The sequence below is a fragment of the Bradyrhizobium centrolobii genome, assembly GCF_001641635.1.
Taxonomy (GTDB): Bacteria; Pseudomonadota; Alphaproteobacteria; order Rhizobiales; family Xanthobacteraceae; genus Bradyrhizobium; species Bradyrhizobium centrolobii.
The window spans coordinates 39,016-49,327 of record NZ_LUUB01000011.1; the positions used below are offsets into that span (position 1 = coordinate 39,016).

General features: G+C 60.9%; 12 protein-coding genes. 5 read left to right on the forward strand and 7 right to left on the reverse strand.

Annotation, left to right across the window (positions count from 1 at the left end; genetic code table 11):
• Positions 1–168 precede the first annotated feature (168 nt).
• On the forward strand, positions 169–537 hold the full coding sequence (locus AYJ54_RS01095; RefSeq protein ID WP_063696044.1) for a VOC family protein: 369 nt from the start codon (positions 169–171) through the stop codon (positions 535–537).
• Positions 538–1,017: 480 nt separating this feature from the next.
• On the opposite strand, the gene AYJ54_RS01100 is transcribed toward AYJ54_RS01095, so the two are convergent.
• The 3 genes from AYJ54_RS01100 to AYJ54_RS51065 form a co-directional block, all read right to left on the reverse strand.
• Positions 1,018–1,431 (reverse strand): cupin domain-containing protein, encoded by a 414-nt coding sequence (locus AYJ54_RS01100; RefSeq protein ID WP_063696063.1) that lies wholly within the window; start codon positions 1,429–1,431, stop codon positions 1,018–1,020.
• Between the two features lie 1,537 nt (positions 1,432–2,968).
• Positions 2,969–3,220 (reverse strand): hypothetical protein, encoded by a 252-nt coding sequence (locus AYJ54_RS01105; protein WP_063696045.1) that lies wholly within the window; start codon positions 3,218–3,220, stop codon positions 2,969–2,971.
• A gap of 143 nt (positions 3,221–3,363) precedes the next feature.
• Complete coding sequence (locus AYJ54_RS51065; protein WP_201724105.1) at positions 3,364–3,525, reverse strand: hypothetical protein; 162 nt, start codon at positions 3,523–3,525, stop codon at positions 3,364–3,366.
• Positions 3,526–5,334: 1,809 nt separating this feature from the next.
• Between AYJ54_RS51065 and AYJ54_RS01120 the strand changes: the two genes are divergently transcribed.
• Together AYJ54_RS01120 and rpsU are read left to right on the forward strand one after the other, a co-directional pair.
• Entirely contained in the window at positions 5,335–5,571 is a 237-nt protein-coding gene (locus AYJ54_RS01120; protein ID WP_082905405.1) for a hypothetical protein, read from the forward strand.
• A gap of 259 nt (positions 5,572–5,830) precedes the next feature.
• Positions 5,831–6,112, forward strand: a complete 282-nt coding sequence (gene rpsU, locus AYJ54_RS01125; RefSeq protein WP_063696065.1) for a 30S ribosomal protein S21 — start codon at positions 5,831–5,833, stop codon at positions 6,110–6,112.
• A gap of 90 nt (positions 6,113–6,202) precedes the next feature.
• Here rpsU and AYJ54_RS01130 read toward each other — a convergent pair whose 3' ends face one another.
• The 3 genes from AYJ54_RS01130 to AYJ54_RS01140 all read right to left on the reverse strand — a co-directional run bounded on the left by AYJ54_RS01130 (position 6,203) and on the right by AYJ54_RS01140 (position 7,160).
• Positions 6,203–6,481, reverse strand: a complete 279-nt coding sequence (locus AYJ54_RS01130) for a DUF1488 family protein (RefSeq protein ID WP_063696048.1) — start codon at positions 6,479–6,481, stop codon at positions 6,203–6,205.
• A gap of 125 nt (positions 6,482–6,606) precedes the next feature.
• Positions 6,607–6,903, reverse strand: a complete 297-nt coding sequence (locus AYJ54_RS01135; protein WP_063696049.1) for a hypothetical protein — start codon at positions 6,901–6,903, stop codon at positions 6,607–6,609.
• Positions 6,900–7,160, reverse strand: coding sequence for a hypothetical protein (locus tag AYJ54_RS01140; RefSeq protein WP_063696050.1), 261 nt, complete (start codon positions 7,158–7,160; stop codon positions 6,900–6,902). Before AYJ54_RS01140 ends, AYJ54_RS01135 begins: the two co-directional genes overlap by 4 nt.
• Positions 7,161–7,510: 350 nt before the next feature.
• Between AYJ54_RS01140 and AYJ54_RS51070 the strand changes: the two genes are divergently transcribed.
• Both AYJ54_RS51070 and AYJ54_RS01155 read left to right on the forward strand, forming a co-directional pair.
• Positions 7,511–7,858, forward strand: a complete 348-nt coding sequence (locus tag AYJ54_RS51070) for a hypothetical protein (RefSeq protein ID WP_201724108.1) — start codon at positions 7,511–7,513, stop codon at positions 7,856–7,858.
• A gap of 493 nt (positions 7,859–8,351) precedes the next feature.
• Positions 8,352–8,615: a cold-shock protein gene (locus tag AYJ54_RS01155; protein WP_063696053.1), complete on the forward strand. Its 264-nt coding sequence runs from the start codon at positions 8,352–8,354 to the stop codon at positions 8,613–8,615.
• A gap of 197 nt (positions 8,616–8,812) precedes the next feature.
• On the opposite strand, the gene AYJ54_RS01160 is transcribed toward AYJ54_RS01155, so the two are convergent.
• The gene (locus AYJ54_RS01160) at positions 8,813–10,249 is read right to left on the reverse strand and encodes an IS1182 family transposase (RefSeq protein WP_063696054.1); all 1,437 of its coding nucleotides are present in this window, start codon (positions 10,247–10,249) and stop codon (positions 8,813–8,815) included.
• Between the last annotated feature and the right edge of the window lie 63 nt (positions 10,250–10,312).

Below are 10,312 nucleotides of genomic sequence, written 5' to 3' on the forward strand. Positions count from 1 at the left end.
GCCCCGACCCTGTGATCGGGACCTCGCTCATGAGCCAATCCAGCCTTTAGTCGTGATGGCACCCCGCAGTCCGGTGACGCTCCTTCACGCACAATCTGCAAGACCTATCTTTGGTTTGTCTTGGGTATGCCGATAGGTCTGCGGCAGTCGTTAACGAGAGGTCCTCGAATGACCATCATCCTCAACCACACCATCGTCCCTGCCCGCGACAAGAGGGCAGCGGCGCAATTTTTTGCGCGCATTTTTGGCCTCCATGCCGATGCGAAAGGCGGCCATTTCGCGCCCGTACGTGTCAACGACACGCTCACGCTCCTTTTCGACGACGGCGAGGAGTTCGAGAGCCACCACTACGCCTTCCACGTCAGCGATGCCGAGTTCGATGCCATCTTCGGCCGCATTCGCGAGGCGAAGCTCGCCTATGGCAGCGCACCGTGGAGCCTCGACGATGCTAAGCTCAATGACTGGAACGGCGGCCGCGGCGTCTATTTTCGCGACCCTTACGGCCATGTGCTCGAACTCATGACCGTACCTCAGTGAGCTTCAACCCCTCTGGTGCACCGATGAAGTGATCGAGCGACGTTGTGCAGTGCGTGAGTCAGGTCCTCGCCCATCGCGTCATTTCGCGGCGATGCGGAAGCTGGTCGCTATCCGGGCATAGCGGACGATACGCGGACTTGCCACTGGCCCAATCCGGTCGCGCATGACCCGGAACGAACCTTCCTTGGCCATCGACTTGACTGGAAGCAACGCGCCGCCGATCATTTCACCGCGCTATCTTTCTCGAGCGTGGCAAATACCGGATTGAGAAAGCGCCTTTGGCTCGCGGTTCAAGCCGCGCGCCGGATCGAGACCGAGCCGGCCCGCCAATACAAGGCGCGCGCTCATTTTGTGAAACGGGGAGGGGCAGGCCGCAGGGCGTTCACCGACCGTCCGTCCCAGCCCGGCCGCATGGCTGCGGGGGTTTTCCTCCTCCTCGCGGTGCACGGTCACGAACGCCGCGCGCCGCGGTCCCCGCCCCTAGGGGAACGTCAGGCCGAAAGCGGCCGGGTCGGGCTGCTCGCCGTCCCGGGGGACCAAAAAGCGCTCCAGCCCACCCGGCACGAAGCTGAGCAGCAGGGTTGCCTGGTCGCCGACCACCTCGATCGTATGCGGCACACCGCGGGGAAGAGCCGCGTAGGCGCCCGGCCCCACCTTGACGCGGGCATCGCCGACCCGCGCGATTAGCTGCCCCTGCACCACGTAGACCAGCTCGTCCTCGCGCGAGTGGGTGTGCAGCGGCGGCTCCTCCCCGGCCCGCACCGTCCACAGGACAGCGCCATAGTCGCCTCCGGACTGGCTGCTCTCCACTTTCATCTCGACGCTCGAGCCTCCGCTCGAGGTCACCGACTTGCCGCCGTGGGGCGCCGTGAGAACCGGCTGCTGGACTGGCATTTGTAGCCTCCTGATCGCGTTAAAGATGACTATCCACCACCCGACGAGAATGACCTTGCAACGCCGGCGCGGGAAATTACCTCTCGCCATGGAGTCGATAGAGGATCGTTATTGCCGCCGCCGCGTGATGCCGTAGCGAGGAATGCCACCAGCCGCATCTGCAGAGACTTCTAAACCCGTTGCCCCCCTTGGACCAATCGAGGTTGCGCGTGCCAACGCGCGCCGCCGTCCTTGACCATGACGCCGCGCCTACGGTGGATTTGTCGTGCGCCACGTCGCCGACCGGATGCCGGACCGAGGTAAGAGAGGGAAAGACATCGCCATTTTGCAGATGGGGCAGGATGTCTACAGAAACATTTCGGAAATCAGGAATTGCGTTGCTGTGGGTAATGACCAAGCTGTTCTTGCACACTCAGGTCTGGTGGTGGCACGAAGCCAAGTCCCCCGACCCGCCACTCGATCCGAGCTGACCCGGACGCGCTACGTCGCCTCTTGGCCCATCAGCGAAGTGGCTGGGCGCGTCGTTGAGGTCCGCTCAGCGCGGTGAAAGCGACGTGATTTGCTCACCTGAGTTCTTCGCATTTTGCCGAGTAGGCCCAGGGAATTTCACCCCGAGCCTCTCACAGATCCGGACGTGACACTCTCGCGTCATCGGCTCGTGCCATCGCATGAAGGCTGCCGCCTTCCATTGGTGACTGGGTTCCTCCCATTGCTGGTTGACCCGATCCAATGGCGATGACCTGCCTCCTTCGCTCCACGGGCATTACCCCGCTTCATCGCTAATACGAGGCAGTCCGCCCCTCTCCGGGGCATCGGTACTTTCGACCTTGCGGTTGTGGCCGCTTGTGTCTTTTCCCTTGGCATCGCCGGCCAGGTTCTCACGTTCCGTACGAAAGCCTGGGTCGAGCTTCGCGCCGCCTACATGCCGGATGTCGCTCGGGCAGTCTCAGGCATCCCCCGAGCTGATCCCGGAGGTTCACCCCCCGGTTCTGACATCGCCTAATCCGCTTTCGACACTTCTGCAGCGGTTCGCTTGCGCTCGCCTCTCTCGACCGTGCCTGCCGGAATCTCGTCCCGGCGTTTCCGCAACGCTCACCACCACGGCTTTCGACCGCAGCGGCTTGCGGTGGCTTGAGATCAGCACCTGATTGCCGAACCCGAAGGGCCCTCCTTCATCTCTCGTACAGTTGCGCATCACCGGTACTCATGGCGATGCTCGTGACACACGACCCATTTCAGAAGTCAGCCCCAGTCCGGCAATGGCCGAATATGCTTTGATGCGAAGAGTCTCAATTGCAATTTGGAGATTATTCTTTGGCTGCCGAGCGCATGGACCGGCGATTGGCAGCAGCGCTAGCGGCAGATGTCGCCTTTGTTGGAGGCTGCATGGGGGCGACATCTCTCGATCCTGGCGATCATCTCAGTCAAGGTCTTTGCGCAGTCGGTCTCGCATTCGTCCGAAATCACGACGACGTGTTGGCCTGTGCATGGCGTGCCTTGGCCCTCAATCAGGAAGGCTGGCGATTCGAAGTCCCGTTCAGTGGCGCTTGACGCCGGCGGTGTGTTTTCCGCGATGCGGCCGTACCGACGCATGTAGTCCCGACGCGTCGCCGAGCGGTGCCCGCGAGGCCATCCCATACGCGGAATATCCGCCGCCCGAATAGATGGAAAAGGTCGGGTCCGCGGCTGCGGCCGCGGCAGGCTCAGAGACCGACTCCCATGCCGAGGCGGGCGTCGCAAGGAGCGCGGAAAGAACGAGCGTCGCGCCCAAAAATTTGAAGCCAGTCATGCTATCCTCTTGTTACTGGAGCGCAGCTATAGCTTTCGATGGCGTGGGCAAGGAAAATGCCGGCGCTCCCTAGACCCAAAACTGCGGCAACCCAATCGATCGTCGCAAATGTTCCATTGTGCCCACGCCCGATGCGGTCGCCGTTAACTCCTGCCGTACTGGTCTTGATCGTAGGCCTGCAGGATGCGGACAAAATCGGCCATGCTGGATCGATCCAGATTTTCGGCCATAGCCGCAACCTGAGTTTTGGACGCGGGCTGGCTCCCTTGCCAAAACCGAATTAGGAGATCGGGGATGTTTTTCATGGCGTACTCTCCGCAGCCAACTGTGGCAGTAGACACTAATTGCTGGAGCGGCGACGCGTGGCTCGATTAAGGGAAAGGGCGGCGGGCGCTACGCCGCCGACCTTGTCCTGCAACTGCCTGCTCGCGGGCCGGTTCCGTTGCTTTTCACTCCGTATTCATTAGGTAGCACCGAGCACTTGGTTAACGCCATTGCGCTGAGGTGGCTCCGGCTAGTAAATCGGTTTAGGTCGACCAGACGTCGGTTTAGTCCCTACCCCCGCGATGTTGCTCGGCCGCGCGGACGAGGTGATCGAATGGGGTTGGCGACTTCCGTTGATGGCCCGAAGGCGCAGGTCCGGGCGGCGTCCCTGTTGTCGGCTCATCGAGGTAGACCGGAAGAAACCGGCCGAGCCGTCAACCGGCGCTCATGACCCTGACCGGACATCCGATCAGAGCGGGCGACACGTAACAACCGGTCTAAGCCCATGCCCTAATTTGAATCCAGCCGTCTCCTAAATTGGTGATAGGAACGTCGGCCGTTAACCTCGGTTGGGCTTCCGAGGCCGGGCAGGTGCTGCATTTCAAGGCGATTATGTCCGATGATCCGGCCGACGAAAGTGCTGCCGCCCTTCGCGCGAAGGCGGAGCATTGCAGAAGCGTCGCCAGACTCATGGGGGAAGATACGCGCGCCAGACTGATACGAATCGCTACCGAATATCTTGAGCGCGCCTCAAAGTTGGAGCGACCCAAGCAAAGCGAATAGAGCAACTTGGTGCTGTCCGTATTCAAGCCCGAGTGCGCTACGTTGAATTTGGCGGTGTCCTAATTTGCCAGAAGCGAGTACAGTCTCGTCATCACCGGCCAAGGCTCTGTCCGTAGGCGTCGGTGGCTGAGAGACCAATAGCGCTCCCGCCTGCATGGCGAGGGGAGTGCCCCATGTTCCCAGCACCGGACCGAGATATCATTTTCCGCTCTGGCGAGATCATTGCCGAGTCAAGGCAACTCCTGAGGTCCAGCGCCGCTGTCCTGCAGCAGCTGGGATATTCTCCCCGTTGCACGTCGGAGGAGGATGAAGAGGCCCTCAGTCTGGCAGATGATGAGCCTGCCGTGATCCCCCAACATCCTCGCCTCGTCGGCTAATCGACGCGCCTCATTTGCGTTCGCGAGGCTCTCAGGTCCGCTGACTCGCCGGAAGAGGATTCGTGAGCTCTGCTTCTGCGCCGAGCAAGGTGAATTGGAATCTTCAGACACGGCCTGGCAGGATCTAGGAACGCGTGGCACTAAGGGGCGTTGCCCCTTCGTGAGGACGCTGCTTGCTGAGCACTATCGGGCCGAAAAACTCGAAGCCGAGGATCGCTTCTCTCGCTTCCAACTTGAGACGCTTGAACGTAGCTACAGAACACTGGCTGAAAGTAGGCTTGTGCTGCTCCGATCGAAAACGGTGCAGAAGGCGCTTGAAAAACGCCATAGCCGTTGATCACGCGCCTCGCAAAAAGGGAGTGCCTCATGCCCGACGCGCAACTTACGAACAAGCTGTCGCCTCGCGAAACGGCGTGGCCCCGTTGCCCGATGTGCGAGGCTAAGATGGAAGTTCTGCGGGTTGTAGCGGGAAGACCGGGGTTCGAGCACCGGACTTTGAGGTGCACTAAATGCCCAACGATGTACGAAGCACAGGCTCCGTCGGATCCGATTGATTCGAACGCGCAGAATTGGCTTCACAGCGGATTGAATCCGCCCACATGAATGCTCTTGTGGAGACTGGGCCCCTCGATACACCAGCTTGTTTGCAAGGAAGCCCGCGAAATCGAGTCACAATCCGTAGGAGACGTCGTGAAGCGAGCCAACTCCGACTCGGCTGAACAGGCCGCAAGATTAGCCCGGCGGACTTTTGCCGCTGAAAACGGTGCGAAAGCGGTGCAAGAGGCTGAAGCAGAGGCCGCCGCCATTCGCAAAAATATGGCGCGGCTGCGCGAATTAAGGTTTGCAAAAGAGGCGCAAGAGACGCGCCCCAGAGAAGCCACGGCCGTAAAAAAGAAGCCAAAGAGGCGCGTGCGCGCAATACGCTAGTTAGGTACTCCTCGCGCCGGTCGTGGTCGGCTTCGGATGGCCTATTGACGTGCAAGGCAGCCTTACCGATTGACACGGCCGTCCGATAGTGGTGACGTCGTGGTCACTAAACTGTTTTGTTGCGACAAGTAGATCCGCTTGTTCGAGACCGGCGAATAGAAGCGCCGTCACTGTCACCCTCACAATCACAATGAAGCTCCTGCGCATTGGCTGCGTGCAGGACCGTCTTATTTCTTTCGCAGCCCCCGAGGAGATTCAATTGCAGGTACTTGTTCGCGACAACAATATCGAGCAAGCACTTCGTGTGCTGAAGAAGAAGATGCAGCGCGAGGGCGTCTTTCGAGAAATGAAACAGCGACGCTCTTATGAGAAGCCTTCGGAGAGAAAGACGCGCGAAAAATCTGAGGCAATTCGCCGCGCCCGCAAGCTGGCTCGGAAGCAAGCGATTAGGGAAGGATTGCTTCCGGCACCGCCGAAAAGGAAGCTTCCAGAGCGCAAAGCTCCTTTGCCGGTGGTCACCAGCAAGGAACGCGTTGAATGAAGGAAACTTCGGCTCCGAGAGATTGCTGAGCGGTGTCGTCTCATGGTCCCCGCGAACGAGTAGCACCCCTCACGGATTAGGAGCGCGTACCTATGGCCTGAAATCGATGCTGCGTAGCACGATTCCCGGCGGACTGCCTTCGAACTCGGTCGCGCGATATTTGCTGGCGGCGCGGGCCTCGATGCAGTCGCGCAAGCGGATGAACTGTGCTTCGCGCTGCTCGGGCCTCGCCTGCGGGCCGCGCTCGAGATAGTCCATCGCGGAGGTCGAGATTGCGCAAGGGATCTCCTTGCCGGCGTCGAGCATCGAGAACAGGACGATCATCCGGTCGTATTCGAGGCCGATGTAGCGACCGCTCGTGAGCATCATGGGCTTACTCCCTTACGCGATCGCTCCCTCGCGCGATTGCAGTTTGACTCGATCGCCCCCCGCAGCCCACCGTCCGTGTCCACGCACAGCGCATCGCGCGATGAAAACGGGCGGCCGGGCTCGCCTCAGCCCTCCCCGGCGAGCCGTGCGAAATCATCGAGCAGCGCTGCCACCAGCGCACGGTGCCGCGTGTCCTCGGTGGGCAGGCTCGCGGCATAGAGGTTGAGCAGATAACGCGCCTTCACCGCGGCCTCCGGCCAGGACGTGGCGGGCACCGTCATCAGCCGGTTTTCGAGATCGGCCTCGCGCTCGCGCAGCTGCCTGACATTGGACTCGACCTCGGACAGCGCGCGGCGCAGCTCGGTCGCCTTTTGCGCCGCCATGCCGCGGTGCTTGTCGAGATCCACGGGATGGTCAGTCATTTGGCGACGCTCGCATCTGCGGCTTTGTTGGTAAGGTCGACCGAGCCGATCGACAGCACCTCCATGGTGCCGCGCGGGCCTTCCGCGGGCACGCGGATCGTCGTGGCGGTGCGGCGATAGGCCGAGAAGGTCAGGCCCTCGATCGTCTCCTCGTCGGTGACGACCTCATAGGCGCCGGCGGGCAGCAGGCGCTCGATATCGCGGATACGGAACGGATGCTTGAACGTGACGGTTTTTCGCCGCGAGCGGATGGTCATGCACGCCTGCCTTCCTGCAAGGGCGGCCCCAACCGACGCCGACAACGACGACCATGCGCCCATTGCGCGGCAATAGCCAGCACTTTTGTCACCACGCCGCGTGTGCTGACGCCGCAGTACGGCGCTCGCACGCGCGGCGTTTTAGTGCTCGCTGTTGGCATAGCGCAAGCGTAGGGTAATGGCATCACCGCACTTCGCAACGGCATCGACCGGTGACTGAGGGTCACGTGCGCTCCCGCCGACAGAGTTGCAGGAGCGTTCGATGTCGCGTTTTCGCGCCTCGGAATGGATCGTGCCGCCGGTGATCGTTCCGCTTTTTCTTCTGCTTCTCGTATGTGGCGCCATCCTCAATGGCTAGGACAACGCGCGTGCCCTATCTGGTCAGCGGAACCAACGAGTACGGCAGCGCCAATCTCGGCCGCGGCAGCGCGACCGTCGCGCTGCGCCTTGCGCGAAAGCTGCTGCGCGAAGGCTACATGGACGTGAGAGTCTGCACGCCGCGCGGGCGGGTGCTGCAATCGAGCGAACTGGACGAACTCGCCCCCCCACAGGAGACAAGCGACATGGCAAAGGGACAGCAACGCAGCAATCGCGAAGCCAAGAAGCCGAAGAAGGAGAAAGCCAAGGTGATCGCCGCGGCGCCGAGCCGCAAGGAGGTCACCTGGCAGCCGGATTTCGGGCCAGCAAAGAAGAAATAGGCAAGGGGCTTTCCAACGCAGCCAAGACCCTCAACGGACATCCGATCGGCAAAGGTTCTGGGGGGCCGACGCGGCGAGGTTTTGTCGGTATCTCTAATTTGCTCTCGGCTTTGGCACTTGGCGGTTGAGCGTTAACTCACGTACCTCGCCAGCCTTCATGTTGAGGGCTTCTACTTCCGCGGGCTTCAACCTGTTCGATAACAGGGCTGCGGTCCACCCTTCCGGGATAGCATTCAACACCTGAGTAACTGCCTCCTCCCGAGGGGCCGCGGCCACCCAAAGCTGGTGCTCCCGATCATCGGTGGTCACCCGAACCAAGTGAAGGTTGGTTGCATTCGCCATATCTCCTTATGCATCAAGCCGGATGCATGTTCCTGGCTTTGATCCTGTTCTCGTTCCTTATTGGAACATCGTTCCGCACGCAGTCGTTTAAGCCTAGCATTTTGGCGCTCACCGCGGTCCCGGTTATCACCACGCTCTGCTGGGTAATTACATGATCGCATCGGGTCGGGTATCTTGGTTCAAGCTGGACAAAAAGTTCGGCTTTGTCGAACTAGGGGAAGGCCTCGGCGATGCCTTCCTCCACGTTTCGGTGCTAAAGGCTGCTGGGTATGTCACCTTACCAGGGGGTACCACGATCCGAGTAAGACTTGAAACTCAAGCAGACCGACGGCGAGTAGTCGAAATCATTGAGATCGACACCAGCACCGCGCTTGAGGGCGAGCCTGAGCCGATTAAGCGCAAAAACGCCGAATGAGCCGCCGGCAAGGCTCATACATTTCGGTCACCTGCCATGTCGCCTGTTGGCCCAGGCCGTGTGAAAATCACGCAACTTGGGGCGCGCCGGCGCATTCGCGGCCGCCGAGCTTCCAATTCGGTGGGATCGCCCCCGGTCATCTCAGTGGCAGCCAGGAGCTTCATGTAGGCGCCGATTTGGTCGCGCAGGGGCCAGCCTCACGCCCGCATCGCCTCCAGCAATCCGGCTACGCCCACGATCATCATCACGCGCTTCATGTTGTAGGCGAGCACGTTGAGCGCCATCTCGGTGGCCACCTTTGGCAGCTTTTTCGTGAGAAAGTGCGTAGCTCCCATCCAACACTTCAACGTGCCGAACGGGTGCTCCGCTGTCTGACGGCGGACACCCATTGCATTGGGGTTGTGGTCGAGCCGATCCTGAACTTTCTCCAGAACGGCCTCGTGCTCCCAGCGTGAGATGCGGCGCTCAGTGCCTGTCGTGCACTGAGCTTTTAGCGCGCAGGTTTTGCAGGTGCCTGTCCAATAGCGGCGCAGTATCTTTCCATCCTCTACGTTCGTATAGTGATCAGTTAGCCGCTCGCCGGCGGGACAGCGATAAACATCGTCGGCGGCGACATAGACGAAGTCCTGTTTGCCGAACCGGCCAGCAGCTTTGGCGCCCGAAGTCATCGGCTTCGGCAACGTCACTGTGATGTCGGCTTCCTCGCAGGCCCGGATCTCCTCTCCATCGTAATAGCCGCGGTCTGCCACGGCTTCGAGCGTCTCGACAGCCATCTCGTCGCGCGCCTGCCTGGCCATGTTGGCGAGTTGGTGGCGATCGGTACCCACGTTCGTCACCTCGTGAGCCACGATGAGATGATGCTGGGTATCAACTGCAATCTGCACGTTATAGCCAACGATCCCGGTGTCCTTGCCACTTGTCGCCATCGACCGCGCGTCAGGATCAGTCAGCGAGATCTGCTTGTCCTCGCTCTTCATCATCTCCGTATTGATCGCGGTGAGCCGGACGATCTCCTCCTTGAGCTTCTCGATCTTGCCCTTCAACCGCTCAACCTTCGCCGCAGGCACCGCATCGCCGTGCCGATCGGCGGTCTCGAGCTGCGACAGATACCGGGCGATGCTCTCGTCGATCCGCTCCAGGCGCCGCTTCATCTTCGCCTCGGTGAAGTTCTTGTCCCGCGCATTGACGGCCTTGAACTTCGATCCATCGATGGCGACGCTCGCTGCAGCAAGCAGATCAAGCTTGCGGCACAGTGCGACGAACTCGCGGCAGACCTCACGAATGGCCTTGCCATTGTCCTTGCGGAAATCCGCGATGGTCTTGAAGTCCGGCGCCAACTGCCCGGTCAGCCAGATCATCTCGATATTGCGTTGGCATTCCCGTTCCAGGCGTCGGCTCGACGGCACGCGATTGAGGTAGCCGTAGATATAGAGCTTGAGCATCATGCCGGGATGGTAGCCGGGTCGCCCCGTCTCGAATGGCTGGACGCCAACGAAGCCGAGCTTATCCAGATCGAGCCCGTCGACGAACACATCGACCGCACGCACCGGATTGTCCTCGGTCACGTAGTCGTCGAGCAGCGCGGGGAACAACGTGCTCTGACCGCGATCAACCCCTTCCACGAATCCCGCCATCGCTCGTCCCACCGATTCATTGGAGAACAATAGCAGAGGCGGAGTTTTCACACGACCTGGGCC